This is a genomic window from Clostridium sp. OM05-9 (assembly GCF_003481465.1).
Taxonomy (GTDB): domain Bacteria; phylum Bacillota; class Clostridia; order Lachnospirales; family Lachnospiraceae; genus Coprococcus; species Coprococcus ammoniilyticus.
In genome coordinates this window covers 503,439-517,605 of sequence record NZ_QULF01000001.1, presented here as the reverse complement: position 1 = coordinate 517,605, position 14,167 = coordinate 503,439, and the positions used below count along the sequence as shown (strand labels likewise).

The window sequence follows — 14,167 nt, the reverse complement described above, 5'->3', positions numbered from 1 at the left end:
TTACCTAACTTTCTTCTATAACGCAAGTAATTGTTTTAATCTTGTATTCATTATTTTCTTGATTTCATTTATGATCTGTGCTATAAAGTAAACAGTGTTTACCATTTTAAACAGACAGGGAGTGAGAACAATCCGAGAAAGTACAAAAGCAACAAAAGAAGCCATCCTTGCAAGTGCCAGAGATATCTTTTTAGAATATGGATATCAGGAAGCCTCCATGCGTAAGATCGCAGCGCGAGCAGGCATAACACCGGGAGCGATCTATAAACACTTTTCCGGCAAAGAAGATATGTTTGAAGAAATTTTTGCGGAAAGCGGAAATAAGCTTATGCTGCTTTCCGAATCTATGCTGCATGCAGATTTTACTTCCATGACAGATGATCAGTTACTTCAGGTCTTATATTCCGGGATATCCATCCGCACCTTTGAGCTGTTAGAGGATGACATGCAGTTATTTCACATGCTCTTAAAAAATGACTCCGGTACATACCTGAGCCGTTTTCGTAAAATCTACATTGAACAATGCACCGGATTTGCAATGCAGTATTATTCCGAATTATACAAACGAGGACTTGCATCAAATCAATTATCAGAAAAAACAGTCTATATTCTCTCATCCTCTGAGTTCTCGATGGTCTGTGAAATAATCGCAGATGATTCCTGCAAAAACGGGATCACACCTGAGTGCAAACAGGCATTTTTAGAAGCAATGAACATTCTGCTTCATGGACTGGAAGCAGCACTTGGAATAAAAAAACAGGAGGAACCAAAACATGGAAAAAATTAAGATTGAAAAAGGAACCGTACAGGAAACATTATTAATTCCTCTATATGGAAGAAAATATGCCAGATCATCGAACTGGAATTTGACTAGTATGGAGGCAGTTTAAAATGGAATATGGATTTACGCAGAAATTATTTGGATATTTTTATCACAGCTCCTGTATGAAGCAGGCAGCAAAACAGAAGTTGAATATTAATAAAAAAGCAATAAAGCAGGAATATGTATCGATTATGAAAAATGCGAAGGACATTGGCAAATCCAGACTTATGAGTTCCTATTGCATGGGAGCATATTTTATCGCCTTAAACCGTAAAACCCCACTGTCACCGGAAGCCTGCTATGAACTGTACAAGGACGGCTTATCTTCCAACAAGCTGTTTCATATAGCGGTTGGAAATGCCAACAGCTATCTTGATAAAAAGAAGATGCCGGACAGACTGAAATGGTCCGCAGATTCCCATTTACACAGATATGAAAACGACTGGGTTGTTGATATTATCGAAGGAACTCCACAGGATGATTTTGAACTTGGTTATGATTATCATACCTGTGGTATCTGTAATCTGTGCCGGGATGAAGACTGCTTTGAACTGGCAAAATATCTGTGCCGCATGGACTATGTTCTTGCAGACATGATGCAGATGAAGCTCATCCGGACAAAGACGATCGCCGAAGGTGCAGATTCTTGCGATTTCCGATATGGACGAAAATGATCTCATACGACCGGCATTCAAATACAAAAGAATTAATACACTTCGTAAGAACATAAAAACTGCCGCCAGTTGAATGACTGGCGGCAGTTTTTGCTCTTCCTTATATTTACACTCTACTTTTTTGTGAGCGCTGCACCTCTAATATCAGATTATTTAATCTTGACTGCTTTTACAGCACTCCATTTTCCATACACCCGGTTTCCGGTAGAATCCTTCTTAAATGCACGAACCTTAACGTAGTATTTCTTTTTAGATTTTAATCCGGTTAATGTCTTGGATAATTTCTTTGTTACTTTTTTCTTTGATGTACTCTTAACGCCAGGTTTCTTTGCCTTCGCTACTTTAACCTTTGTCCAATGTGCATATAATGTAATATTCTTATTTGCAACCTTACTCTGTCTGGATACTTTAACACCACCGGCAGGGCTTGTATACCAACCTGCAAATGTATATCCCTTTCTGGCCGGAGCAGGCAATGTACCATAATATTTACCGGGAATAGCCGACATGCTCTGCTGTTTACATGTACCACCATTTGCTGCGAAGGAAACCTTGATCGGTCTGACTTCAAATTTATAATAACCATCATAAGAAGAAGTTTTATTGGTGTCACTTACAAATTTTGCTGCAGTTGAAGCAGCATTTCCTTTTAATGTAGTTCCTTCTCCAAATGCGTATCTGGAAAGAACAACATTATCATCTAACACATCAACATATGCATTTTCTGCCAAAAAAGCATTTGCCTGAATAGCTGATACACCTTTTGAGATCGTGATATTCTTTACTGTATCTCCAAACGCACACTCTTCTATATTAATTGTATTTTCCGGTATCGTCACAGCAGTAATCTTTGTCTTTTCAAACGCACCTTTATTAATATACTGCAGCCCTTTATTCAACCGAACATCATTAAGTCCGGAGTAATAAAATGCATATTCATCCCATACACCTTTCCCGGTGAGCGGATGTCCTGCTACTCTGCTGATCTTTTGCTCCGCCAGTACACCAGAGTAAAAGGGGAAAAGGGAAGTACATTCACCTATCAGGATCTGAAAACCGTTTATACGATCGTGATGTTTGAAAACAGTCCAAAAGAATGTAAAGATCCCGAATTATCCGATATCTATCTGCATGGATATGTCAGAATATCTGTATCACCCGGAGGAGGTTGTTACCATGTTTTCTGAAGCATTACGAAAATTGGATGAAAATACCGTCAACTACATGATCGATGAACTGAAAAAAGAACGGGACGAAGCAGTCACTGCTCTAGCCGAAAGAGATGCTACAGTATCTGAAATGAATGCTACCTTATCTGAAAAAAATGCTGAGATTGCAAAATTAAAGGCGCAACTTGCCGAGCGAAACAAATAAAATCTTATTTTCTAATATAACAACAAGCAGAAAACTCCTGATATTATACTTGTTATGTAGCAAACCTATCCGAGTGCCGGTTCTTAGGCAGCGTCCCTTGCTACCTTACGTACCGTTGCACCGAGGATAGAGTGCAAGCGTTTTGCGTAATAACAATGTATAATATCAGGAGTTTTCGTTCGTCTGCATCACTCAAATTGATGCTCTTTATAGTGATGGGCTTCCTCCAGCATCATATCCTTGACCTTCATGAGCCGCACCTGCGTGCTTCGCTCATTCTCATCAAGCTTCATACTGATATATCGGATGCCCTCCTTTGTCTCAGGAATGATAACATGCTCCAGCGCATTTACACGTCGTCTGGTCTTTTCGATCTCCGATGCCAAAAGCTGACAGGATTTCTCAATCTCCGCCAGTTTCAGCATATCCGGAAGGATGTCAGCAAGTGACTTTACTGCATCATCCAGATCACCGGAGGTAAATGCAAAACCGTAAGAATAGATATCATTCTCATCCGCACTTTTTGTTGTATATTCAAATACCGGAATATCTACACTCATAACATTTCGATCCTTGCAGGTAAGCTGGACTTCCTGTTTCGGTGCCATCAGTGCTGTATGAAGGATCTGTTCAGACATGCCGGCTTTTGCTATGACAAAATTCGTATTGGCGGCTTTGATGCCGGCCTCAACCTTCTCACGAAGTGCCATATTCTCTCTTGCCATATCAAGGAACTGCCGCATCAGCTCATCTCGTTTATCTTTTAACAGCTTATGGCCTCTGGTTGCCGTAACAAGCTTCTTCTTTAAACGGGTCAGTTCCATTCTGGTAGGATTTACCTGTGTAGCTGCCATTTTTGCCTCCTTATAATGTCAACTCGAAGCGCTCGCCTCGTTACTTTCCGTAGTATTGATCTAACCACTTGTCATCGATACGTTTCAGTTCTGCACGAGGCAGGATCGATAACAGCTTCCAGCCGATGTTTAATGTCTCTTCGATACTTCTGTCTGTCTCATACCCCTGAGATACATATTCCTTTTCAAATGCTTCTGCAAACTTTGCATATAAAATATCGATATCCGACAATGCTGATTCACCAAGGATCGTCATAAGTTCCTTTGCATCCTTACCACGGGAATATGCCGCAAATAACTGGTTCATGGTGCTGGAATGATCTCCTCTTGTCTTTCCTTCACCGGTACCCTTATCCTTCAGACGTGACAGAGATGGAAGTACATCGATTGGTGGTGTTACACCCTTTCTGTAAAGCTCACGGCTTAAGATGATCTGTCCCTCTGTGATATATCCTGTTAAGTCAGGGATTGGATGTGTCTTATCATCCTCAGGCATGGTAAGGATTGGGATCATTGTGATACTACCATTCTTGCCACGCTGTCTTCCAGCTCTTTCATATAAAGTTGCAAGGTCTGTATACATGTATCCGGGATATCCACGACGACCCGGAACCTCTTTTCGGGCTGCGGATACTTCTCGTAATGCATCTGCATAGTTTGTGATATCCGTCAGAATAACCAGTACGTGCATGTTCTTTTCAAATGCAAGATATTCCGCAGCGGTCAGTGCCATACGAGGTGTAGCGATACGCTCAACCGCAGGGTCATTTGCAAGGTTGATAAACAGTACGGTTCTGTCGATCGCGCCTGTCTCCTTGAAGCTCTCCGTGAAGAAGTTTGCTTCTTCGAAGGTGATACCCATAGCAGCAAATACTACGGCGAATGGTTCATCTGTTCCACGCACCTTAGCCTGTCTTGCGATCTGGGCTGCTAACTTCGAATGTGGAAGTCCCGATGCTGAGAAGATCGGCAGCTTCTGTCCTCTTACCAGTGTATTTAATCCATCAATAGCAGAGATACCTGTCTGGATAAATTCCGATGGGTAATTTCTTGCTGCCGGATTCATTGGCAGACCGTTGATATCTCTTCTCTCCTCCGGAAGGATATCCGGTCCTTTATCGATCGGTCTTCCCAGTCCGTCAAATACACGACCGAGCATATCTTCTGATACGCCAAGTTCCATACTTCGTCCAAGGAATCTTACTTTGCTGTTTGAAAGGTTGATACCTGTTGAATTCTCAAATAACTGTACCAGTGCATCTTCACCATTGATCTCAAGAACCTTGCATCTTCTGACTTCGCCACTTGCAAGCTCGATTTCACCAAGTTCATCATAGGTAACATTTTCTACACCATGTACCAGCATCAGAGGTCCTGCAACTTCCTGTATGGTTCTATATTCTTTTGGCATATGCTTAGTCCTCCTTTGCTATGGCTGCTTCCAGTTCCTGATGAAGTGCCTTTATGATCTTGTCATATTCTGCTTCCACATCTTCCGGATGTGTATATTTGAAACGTCCGATCTTCTCACGAACCTCCATATTCAGAATATTCTTTATAGTTGCACCACTCTTCAAGGCCTCTGATGATTCCTCATAGAATGCCAGCACAAGTTCCATCATGCGGAACTGCTTATCCAGTGGTGTGTAGGTGTCGATCTCATGGAATGAGTTCTGATGCAGGAAGTCCTCACGGATAGATCTGGCGGCTTCCATCTTCAGACGGTCGCCTGCAGATAAGGCATCCATACCAACCATCTTAACGATCTCATCCAGCTCTGCTTCTTCCTGTAATAATGTCATAAGCTTCTGACGATCTTCCATCCAGTGCTCATTGACATTTTCCTCAAACCATTTTCCCATGTTATCTACATACAGCGAATAACTGGTCAGCCAGTTGATCGCCGGGAAATGTCTCTTATAAGCCAGTGCCGAATCCAGTCCCCAGAATACCTTAACGATACGAAGGGTTGCCTGCGATACCGGCTCTGAAATATCACCACCGGGAGGTGATACGGCTCCGATTACGGATAAGGCTCCGGTTCTTCCTTCCGAACCAAGTGTCTTAACCATACCGGCACGCTCATAGAACTGTGCCAGACGGCTTCCTAGATATGCAGGATAACCTTCCTCACCGGGCATCTCCTGTAAACGTCCTGACATTTCTCGAAGTGCTTCTGCCCATCTGGAAGTAGAGTCAGCCATCAGCGCAACGGAATATCCCATATCACGGAAATATTCTGCGATCGTAATACCGGTGTAAATAGAAGCCTCTCTGGCTGCAACCGGCATATCCGATGTATTTGCGATCAGAACGGTTCTCTCCATCAGGGAGTATCCTGTCTTCGGATCCTTCAGTTCAGGGAACTCGTTTAATACATCTGTCATCTCGTTTCCACGTTCACCACATCCGATGTATACAACGATATCGGCTTCTGCCCATTTTGCAAGCTGATGCTGGATAACAGTCTTTCCACTACCGAATGGTCCGGGAACTGCTGCTACACCACCCTTTGCGATCGGGAAGAATGCATCGACAACTCGCTGTCCTGTGATAAGCGGCATAACCGGCGGAATCTTCTCTGCATAAGGACGGCCCTTACGAACCGGCCATTTCTGCATCAGTGTCAGTTCCTTATCACCCTTTGCTGTCTCAATCACACATACAGTCTCTTCTACTGTGAAATCTCCGCTCTTGATCTCTTTTACAGTTCCTTCTATACCATATGGAACCATGATCTTCTGAGTTACGACAACTGTCTCCTGTACGGTTCCGATCACATCTCCGGTCTCTACCTTGTCCCCTGCCTTAACGCATGGAACAAATGGCCATTTGATGTCTCTCTTTAATGATGGAACTTCAACGCCTCGCTGCAAATTATTTCCACAGATTTTCATGATATCATCCAGAGGTCTCTGGATACCGTCATAGATACTGCTGATCAGTCCGGGTCCAAGTTCTACGGACAGCGGCATTCCGGTTGACTCTACCGGTGCACCCGGTCCAAGTCCTGATGTCTCTTCGTAAACCTGAACAGATGCCTGATCTCCATGCATCTCTATGATCTCGCCGATCAGTCGGCTCTCACTTACTCTGACAACGTCATACATATTCGCGTCACGCATTCCCTCTGCGATAACAAGAGGTCCTGCAACTTTTTTTATCTTACCTGTTGCCACGTTTTCTGGTCACGCTCCTTCCTAGTTTCCACTGAACAGAATGTCCGAACCGACTGCCTGTTCTACGGATTTCTTTACTCCATTTATACCTGCAGATGTATTACCGGAAACTCCTGGGATCAGGATGATCGCCGGAAGCATCTGCGTCTTATATCTCTCTATCTCTTTCTTGATCTGCTCTGCCATGCTCTCTGTTACATAGATAACGGCATATCCACTTTCTGCCAGTCTTCTGAGCTGTGTACTGCCCTGTTCTGCATCGGATACCGGGAAGGTCTCAAGTCCCAGAGTCGCAAAGCCATAGATGCTGTCATATTCACCTAATACTGCAATTCTATACATACATTTCCCTTACCCTTTCCCTGATTGCATCATCCGGCAGATGATTTAACTTTCCGGTCAGGATGATCCTGACTGTCTTGATCTCATTCTGCCTTGCAAGTACATAAGCAACAAGTGGTCCAATCGTAAATGAATTATATTTCTGCGGCCGGATCGCCTCTATGATCCGGTTATCGCACCAGCGTTCAAATGCGGATGAACTGTCTGATAATGCCGCAGCTCCACCGGAATACGGTGTTTCTTCCAGATATTTGATCACATCCGGCATACCGGAAAGTGCTGCCCGCATCAGCCGTTCCACATTGAGCGTCTGACATTCCTCCATCGCACGTCTCATAAAATCCAGTCCTTTTTCTGTCTTTACAGAACGGACTGCGATCTTGATATTTGCAACTGCCACAACTGTCTCTGCATATTCTTTTAATAATGCATCTCCATTCTTCTCCGCTGCCGCAAGCATTGCCCGCATGGCTGCCCGGTCAATGATAACATCACACATCTGACCATCTCCGGTATGCACCAGACACTCATATGCCTCTAATGCGCATTCCCGCATAGATTCCGGTAATGACCGGAAATCTTTATCTTTAATGATCTCGACTAATGCTTCACCCGAAACAGATGCATTGTCATAAAATATATTTGCCTGAACTTCTCCGTCTACAACGGTTTTGATCGCTGCCTTCAGATTATGGAAACTATCCTGGATCAACAATACGTCAAATACTGTCTGATCGGATACCATCTCCTTGACCAGTGTCCATGTTTTTTCCAGTTCCCTGTTCAAAATGGTCTCTGCATCCTGCACTCCGGCTTCTGTATCACCCCAGCCTTTTTCACCTAAGAACTGAAGGCAGTCCGCATATGTTTTCTGGGCAATCAACTGCTCGATCACAGCCTGTGAAAACAGGGACATCTCAAGTGCCCGGATCCTGGCAACAGCATATATATATTTGTCTGCCATTTTTCTACCTCCCTTATGTGAATAACAGGGAATTTAATTTGTCTGCCATTTCTTCTTTCTGCGCATGGAACATGGCAGCTAATGAACAATTCTCCTCGATACCGCCATAGATCAGGATAAATCCTCCGTCTATATCACTGGCTTTATCTGCGAGCGTCAAATCTCCTCCATGTGCTTTTGCTATCTCTGATACCCGTTTTGCAAATCCTGCCGGAAGCCGCTCCATATCTTTGGCTGAGAAGCTGATCTGTCCACTCTTCGGCTGTACTGCATTTCCGATCATACGCTCCATCATATGAAAATATCTGTCAACTTCCATATCGATCATTCCGTTATAGGCTTTACCTATCACTTCATTGATGATCTCCTGCTTTGCCTTTAAGACTGTCTGGCGTTTCTTCAGGTCGGCAGAGGATTTTGCCCTTGCCATTCCGTCCGCTTTTACATGGCTGACCTTTTCAGCCGAACCCGCCTTGATCTTATCTGCTTCCACCTTTGCATCTTCTATAATCTGATCTGCCTTTTTCTGTGCATCTTCAAGGATCATATCGGATTGAGTGTTTGCTTCTTCCAGAATCTGTTCAACGATCTTCTCTAATCCTGTCATACAAATCCTCCTGTACTACTTGTTCAATCATGTTTCAAATCAACGCCTGTTTTATACCGGTACACCGTTAATTGCAAGAATTGATACGAGCAGAGCAAGGATCGCATATGTCTCTACCATTGCAGGGAAAAGCATTGCTTTACCGAACTGATCCGGCTTCTTTGCTACGATACCAACTGCTGATACAGCGGTTTTGCCCTGATGCATAGCGGATACAAGACCAACTAATGCGATTGGAAGACATGCTGCAAGGATCAGTAATCCGGTCGCTGTTGAAAGTTCTGCAGGAGCACCATTTAAAATACCGATCTTTGATAAAGCGATGAATCCTACCAGCAGTCCATAGATACCCTGTGTACCGGGAAGAAGCTGGATGATAAGAACCTTTGCGAATTTGCTTGGATCTTCACTTACTACACCTGATGCAGCCTGACCTGCGATACCTACACCGTAAGCAGATCCCATACCTGCCAAAATAACTGCTAATGCAGCTCCTGTTAAAGCTAAAACTGTACCCATTGTCATATTGATTATTCCTCCTTAATTTCCGGTTTACAGGTTTTCATGCCTGCATTCCCTATATCTACATATTTTGTATTTTCTTTAAATGGATGGAACGCTTCTCCGCCACCCTCATAAAACTTACCAAAGAATTCTACATACTGAAGTCGGCATGTATGGACATAAGCACCTAACATATTGATCGCAAGGTTAAATGTATGTCCGATGATGAATACCAGAATGAATACGATCGCGCCCAATATTCCATCTCCTACCATACTTCCCATCTGATTGATAACCTGTGCGATAACACCGGTTGCAAGTCCCAGTGCAAGCAGTCTGGAATAAGATAACAGATCAGACAGCCAGCCTGTGATATTGTAAATATCATACAAACCAAGTGCCAGTCGGAGCACTGGATTCTTATGACTTCTGCCGGACATCACAACGATGATCGCTGCACCTAAGATCGTAATGACATAGCTGAAGGTCTTAAGTCCATCTGAAAAATGGAAGCTTACCTGTGCGATCGATGCAAATAAACTGGTTGGCATCAGCATCAGTACCAGACCGATGATGAGCAGATACCAGGATATAACATCTGAGAAGAAGCCTACAAAATCTTTCTTCTTTAAACACATATAACCTTTTAACGCCAGACCGCCGAACAGATGGATCAATCCAAATAACAGGGAGAAGATCAGCATCTTCATCGGGTTATCAAGCGGTGCAAACCATACCGGTGCAATCGTGATCTCATGATGGAAGAAGGTTCGTGATACGACTGCTACCACATCTCCAAAATATCCTCCAAACAAGATACCCCATATCAATGTCGATATACCGCAATATTCAAATAATGTCAGTGACTTCTTCATGCCATCTCCCATCTTCGGGAACTTCCGAAGCAGGATGAAACATGCAAGGAATATAATAAGTCCATATGCCGCATCCGATAACATCAATCCGAAAAAGAATACATAGAATAAACTCATCGGTGTCGTCGGATCCATCTCGCCTCTGGCAGGAAGTCCATAGGATTCCAGGATTCCTTCTGCCGATGCAAATGGCATCTTATTACTTAGCCGTACCGGTGCCGGTTCATCCTCAGGTATCTCGCTGGTTTCAACCATCAGCACAAAATTCTGATTCAGTTCTTCTTTTACCCTTTCTTCATCCCGCTCCAGTACATAACCGGTTATGATAAATGTACTGTTCGACTGAAGCAGAGTTCCAAGCACCTGATATTTCTCAGCTCTGATCTTGTAATAATCGGATAAGGTCTTAAGTGCCTGTCTGCTTTCTGCAAATCCGGAAATCTGTTTTTTCAGATCCTCGATCTCATCCTCATACCCCTCTATCGTGAGTCGGTATTTCTTGATCTTATTCTCCGGTGTCCGTTTTGAAAAATACGACATCCGGGTAAATCCTTCTGCCCTTAAGGCTTCTTCCAGTCTTTCCGTCTCTGTTTTCAAACATACCACAAATATACATGTCTGATCTTTATCAGAAGATATCACCGTGATCTCATGAGCTGATAACTCCGGTTGCCTTTTTGCAACCAGTTCTTCTATCATATTCTCTGTAAAACCGGGTCCTAAACTTCCCATGATCACATCTGTATGTTCGGTTCCGGTCGTATTGATCGGAACATCCATATTGATCCACGGTTTCAGTCCATCGATTGCAAGCTGACATTTGGCAATCTCTGCTTTGCAGTTTCCAATCTTCTTATCCTTTTCCCGGATCTTCTGCACGATCATATTATAATCATGCCGCTTCTCAACAATCTCTTTATATACAGAATCGTCTACATCAGCTTTGCCTGCAAGTGCCTGCAGCATTGATGTTTTTTCCGGTGCATATCTGTCAAGGATCTCTAAAGCTTCGTCGGTATTCTGGACACGTTTTTCATATTTGGAACGCTGACTGGTTGTGTTGATCTTCTTAAATACATCCGTCTCATCCCCACCGGCCCGGATCTCCAAAGCTCCCATGGACTGAAGTTTCTCCAATATGGCTTTTCTGTCTTTCTTCATGGCGCATATGTCAATCTTTTTTATAGCCAATACCGCCATAATGATTACCTCCCTTCTGCATCCTGATATTCAAGCATTTACAATAGCTGCTTGATCACAAGCTCTACGGCTTCACCCTCTCGCTCGGATGCACGTTTTTTTAAGGAAGCAATCTCGTCGGATGCTTCTTTCAAAGCTTCTTCTGCAAGATCAGTTTCCAGTTTCTTCTGGTCGACCGCGATAGCCGCCAGATCTGTTTTAGAACCTGCATTTGCATCTACGATCATCGCATTTGCCTTTTCCTTTGCTTCCGCCTGAATTGCTTCTGCTTTTTTACCGGCTTCTTTTACAATCTCGGCTGCCTTTGCTTCTGCATCTTCTAATGTCTTCATGGCTTCCTGTAGCATAATTTCTCCCTCCGTAATAATTAATCTCGGCATGTAATGCCGCTCTGCTAATATTTTATTATGTTAGTGTACTCTTTTCAAGCAATATTTATCTTCTTTTATAGATTTTTCATCAAAAGGTCATGAAATTTTACCAGTTTTTGGGGCATTTTTGACAAACATTCTAAACTGTCAAATTTAGTTTAACCATTTTTCACGTCATTTTGCACAATTTTTGTTGTGATTAACAACAGCCATATAATAAGACCGCAGCCAAAGACTATCTGCGGTTTCTATGAACAGCATATCCCTTATCCGCAAATGTTCCAGTGCTAACTCGCCTGTCGGCTCAAACAAGCACTCACATTTGCTGGTATATGCAGTTCATATCGAAATCCTCGATAATCTCTTCTGACTGCGGTCTTATTATATGGTTGTTGTTATTTTACATACATTAAATACCAATGCAAAAAACTGTTACAAAACTATAACTATACATCCCACCCTGATAGATGATGTTTTTCTTACTACTTATAATCTTCTATAAATTACATATCCCCTATTCGCAAATATTCCTGTGCCAACTCGCCTGTCGGCTCAAACAAGCACCCACATTTGCCGGTATATGCAGTTTATAGTATTTTTCTTTACTCTTCAATCATCTTGATTCTTCTGATATGACGTTCGTCATTTGAGAATGGTGTGTCAAGGAAGGTGTCAACGATCTTGAGTGCCAGTCCCGGTCCGGTTACACGGGCACCCATTGCAAGGATATTGGCATCGTTATGCTCTCTTGTCGCCTGTGCACTGAAGCAATCGCCACAAAGTGCTGCACGGATTCCCGGTACTTTATTTGCTGTAATAGAGATTCCGATTCCTGTTCCGCAGATCAGGATTCCTCGCTCACATTCTCCATCTGCTACTGCGTGTGCAACTTTCTTTGCATATACCGGATAATCAACGGATTCCTCGCTGTAGCATCCGTAATTCTTGTATTCCAGTCCTCTTTCTTCCAGATGCTTGATCACATCCTGCATTAATCCGTATCCACCGTGGTCACATCCAAGTGCTATCATATTCTTTGTCCTGCCTTTCTTGTTTTCAAAATTTTTTCGGGCGGTTGTCACCCAACCCGTTTTTTCTTCACTGTCAACTTTTTCCATTATATCGTGAGCATAGCTCACTCAATGCATTCCGCAAAATCAGCATCCTTGCGAGCAAATAATTTTGCGCTCATTATATCATGTGCTTCGCACATTCTATGCATTCCGCAAAATCAACATCCTTGCGAGCAAATAATTTTGCGCTCATTACATCACACCGATATAATTCTATGTCCTGCCGCCTTGATCAGCCGGTTCATGATCGCATATCCCATATCACCTTCCCGGAAGGATTCACTGTAAATATAGTCTGCGCCGATATCATCACACAAACGAAGCAGCCGGTACAGGGATGAAGATACCGTAATTTCATTCTTTTTGCTTCCCGCATCAAGAACATTTTCACAGGAATATAAATCCGTATTTTCTGTATCACACAGAACTGCCGTCTTATATCCTTCTGCCTGCTTACAAGCAACCAGCTCTGCAATCTTTGCGGCAACCTTTTCCCGCTCACCCTCTACGATCGTGAGTTTTCCCTTCGGTGCATAATGTGTGTATTTCATACCCGGGGCTTTTGGTCTGACTTTCATATCCACACTTTCCAATGCCGGATCGATCATGACATCTCCTAAAATATTCTTGATCATATCCGCTGAGATATAACCCGGACGTAAAATTGTCGGACGATCGCCTGTCACATCTACGATCGTGGACTCAATTCCGATTCCAACCGGTCCGCCATCTAAGATCATATCGATCCTGCCGGACAGATCTTCCTCTACATGTGCTGCTGTTGTCGGTGATGGTCTTCCGGACAGATTTGCACTCGGTGCTGCAATATACACGCCTGAATCTTTGATCAGCTTCATAGCTGCCGGATGTGATGGCATACGGATCGCTACCGTTTCCAAACCGCCGGTTGTCTCATGCGGTACAATGTCTTTCTTTTTGAAAATGATCGTCAGTGGCCCCGGCCAGAATGCTTCCATCAGCATCTGTGCCTGTGTGGATACCTCTGCCGCCAACTCCCATACACTTGCCGTATCAGCAATATGTACGATCAACGGATTATCCGATGGTCTTCCCTTGGCACTGTAAATTTTTTCGGATGCCTTTGGATTTAACGCATCTCCACCTAGTCCATATACGGTTTCTGTTGGAAATGCAACCAGTCCACCACTTTTTAATATATCCGAAGCCTTCCGGAATAATTCTTCGTTTTCCAGATCAGCTTTCGCTACTATGGTTTTCATTTTAATTACCAGCCTTACCTGTATAGTCAGGCACATCGCCTGCCAGTCTCATTTTAGCCTTATCCCCTCACAGTGTCAACCTGTGA

General features: G+C 43.3%; 15 protein-coding genes. 3 read left to right on the top strand and 12 right to left on the bottom strand.

What is annotated here, in order from left to right:
• Window positions 1-121 precede the first annotated feature (121 nt).
• Entirely contained in the window at window positions 122-787 is a 666-nt protein-coding gene (locus DXB77_RS02445; protein ID WP_117822062.1) for a TetR/AcrR family transcriptional regulator, read from the top strand.
• Between the two features lie 104 nt (window positions 788-891).
• Window positions 892-1,497 carry an L-2-amino-thiazoline-4-carboxylic acid hydrolase gene (locus DXB77_RS02440; protein WP_021943447.1) on the top strand — a complete coding sequence of 202 codons (606 nt, stop codon included), beginning with the start codon at window positions 892-894 and terminating at the stop codon, window positions 1,495-1,497.
• Window positions 1,498-1,646: 149 nt separating this feature from the next.
• Here the strand turns inward: DXB77_RS02440 and DXB77_RS02435 are convergent, their stop codons facing one another.
• Window positions 1,647-2,483 (bottom strand): InlB B-repeat-containing protein, encoded by an 837-nt coding sequence (locus tag DXB77_RS02435; protein WP_279220246.1) that lies wholly within the window; start codon window positions 2,481-2,483, stop codon window positions 1,647-1,649.
• Window positions 2,484-2,673: 190 nt separating this feature from the next.
• Between DXB77_RS02435 and DXB77_RS13210 the strand changes: the two genes are divergently transcribed.
• Window positions 2,674-2,871 carry a hypothetical protein gene (locus tag DXB77_RS13210; protein WP_243100126.1) on the top strand — a complete coding sequence of 66 codons (198 nt, stop codon included), beginning with the start codon at window positions 2,674-2,676 and terminating at the stop codon, window positions 2,869-2,871.
• A gap of 188 nt (window positions 2,872-3,059) precedes the next feature.
• Here DXB77_RS13210 and DXB77_RS02425 read toward each other — a convergent pair whose 3' ends face one another.
• The 11 genes from DXB77_RS02425 to DXB77_RS02375 form a co-directional block, all read right to left on the bottom strand.
• Window positions 3,060-3,725 carry a V-type ATP synthase subunit D gene (locus DXB77_RS02425; RefSeq protein WP_021944903.1) on the bottom strand — a complete coding sequence of 222 codons (666 nt, stop codon included), beginning with the start codon at window positions 3,723-3,725 and terminating at the stop codon, window positions 3,060-3,062.
• A gap of 40 nt (window positions 3,726-3,765) precedes the next feature.
• On the bottom strand, window positions 3,766-5,136 hold the full coding sequence (locus DXB77_RS02420; protein WP_117822067.1) for a V-type ATP synthase subunit B: 1,371 nt from the start codon (window positions 5,134-5,136) through the stop codon (window positions 3,766-3,768).
• A gap of 4 nt (window positions 5,137-5,140) precedes the next feature.
• The gene (locus DXB77_RS02415) at window positions 5,141-6,904 is read right to left on the bottom strand and encodes a V-type ATP synthase subunit A (protein WP_117807211.1); all 1,764 of its coding nucleotides are present in this window, start codon (window positions 6,902-6,904) and stop codon (window positions 5,141-5,143) included.
• Between the two features lie 21 nt (window positions 6,905-6,925).
• Window positions 6,926-7,246 (bottom strand): V-type ATP synthase subunit F, encoded by a 321-nt coding sequence (locus DXB77_RS02410; protein ID WP_021944905.1) that lies wholly within the window; start codon window positions 7,244-7,246, stop codon window positions 6,926-6,928.
• Window positions 7,239-8,210 carry a V-type ATPase subunit gene (locus tag DXB77_RS02405; protein WP_021944906.1) on the bottom strand — a complete coding sequence of 324 codons (972 nt, stop codon included), beginning with the start codon at window positions 8,208-8,210 and terminating at the stop codon, window positions 7,239-7,241. The genes DXB77_RS02410 and DXB77_RS02405 overlap by 8 nt, the downstream gene beginning before the upstream one ends.
• 13 nt (window positions 8,211-8,223) lie before the next feature.
• Window positions 8,224-8,817: a V-type ATP synthase subunit E family protein gene (locus DXB77_RS02400; protein ID WP_021944907.1), complete on the bottom strand. Its 594-nt coding sequence runs from the start codon at window positions 8,815-8,817 to the stop codon at window positions 8,224-8,226.
• 51 nt (window positions 8,818-8,868) lie between these two features.
• Complete coding sequence (locus DXB77_RS02395) at window positions 8,869-9,342, bottom strand: V-type ATP synthase subunit K (protein ID WP_008402619.1); 474 nt, start codon at window positions 9,340-9,342, stop codon at window positions 8,869-8,871.
• 5 nt (window positions 9,343-9,347) lie between these two features.
• Entirely contained in the window at window positions 9,348-11,396 is a 2,049-nt protein-coding gene (locus tag DXB77_RS02390) for a V-type ATP synthase subunit I (RefSeq protein WP_118662562.1), read from the bottom strand.
• Window positions 11,397-11,434: 38 nt separating this feature from the next.
• Window positions 11,435-11,743, bottom strand: a complete 309-nt coding sequence (locus DXB77_RS02385) for a hypothetical protein (protein ID WP_021944909.1) — start codon at window positions 11,741-11,743, stop codon at window positions 11,435-11,437.
• 626 nt (window positions 11,744-12,369) lie between these two features.
• Window positions 12,370-12,798: a ribose 5-phosphate isomerase B gene (rpiB, locus tag DXB77_RS02380; RefSeq protein WP_021944910.1), complete on the bottom strand. Its 429-nt coding sequence runs from the start codon at window positions 12,796-12,798 to the stop codon at window positions 12,370-12,372.
• Between the two features lie 239 nt (window positions 12,799-13,037).
• Complete coding sequence (locus DXB77_RS02375; RefSeq protein WP_173788488.1) at window positions 13,038-14,081, bottom strand: L-threonylcarbamoyladenylate synthase; 1,044 nt, start codon at window positions 14,079-14,081, stop codon at window positions 13,038-13,040.
• Window positions 14,082-14,167 lie beyond the last annotated feature (86 nt).

Coding starts and splice junctions, on each gene's coding strand:
- rpiB (WP_021944910.1), bottom strand. CDS start 12,798: ATGATAGCACTTGGATGTGACCACGGTGGATACGGATTAATGCAGGAT.
- DXB77_RS02420 (WP_117822067.1), bottom strand. CDS start 5,136: ATGCCAAAAGAATATAGAACCATACAGGAAGTTGCAGGACCTCTGATG.
- DXB77_RS02405 (WP_021944906.1), bottom strand. CDS start 8,210: ATGGCAGACAAATATATATATGCTGTTGCCAGGATCCGGGCACTTGAG.
- DXB77_RS13210 (WP_243100126.1), top strand. CDS start 2,674: ATGTTTTCTGAAGCATTACGAAAATTGGATGAAAATACCGTCAACTAC.
- DXB77_RS02395 (WP_008402619.1), bottom strand. CDS start 9,342: ATGACAATGGGTACAGTTTTAGCTTTAACAGGAGCTGCATTAGCAGTT.
- DXB77_RS02390 (WP_118662562.1), bottom strand. CDS start 11,396: ATGGCGGTATTGGCTATAAAAAAGATTGACATATGCGCCATGAAGAAA.
- DXB77_RS02400 (WP_021944907.1), bottom strand. CDS start 8,817: ATGACAGGATTAGAGAAGATCGTTGAACAGATTCTGGAAGAAGCAAAC.
- DXB77_RS02425 (WP_021944903.1), bottom strand. CDS start 3,725: ATGGCAGCTACACAGGTAAATCCTACCAGAATGGAACTGACCCGTTTA.
- DXB77_RS02410 (WP_021944905.1), bottom strand. CDS start 7,246: ATGTATAGAATTGCAGTATTAGGTGAATATGACAGCATCTATGGCTTT.
- DXB77_RS02440 (WP_021943447.1), top strand. CDS start 892: ATGGAATATGGATTTACGCAGAAATTATTTGGATATTTTTATCACAGC.
- DXB77_RS02385 (WP_021944909.1), bottom strand. CDS start 11,743: ATGCTACAGGAAGCCATGAAGACATTAGAAGATGCAGAAGCAAAGGCA.
- DXB77_RS02375 (WP_173788488.1), bottom strand. CDS start 14,081: ATGAAAACCATAGTAGCGAAAGCTGATCTGGAAAACGAAGAATTATTC.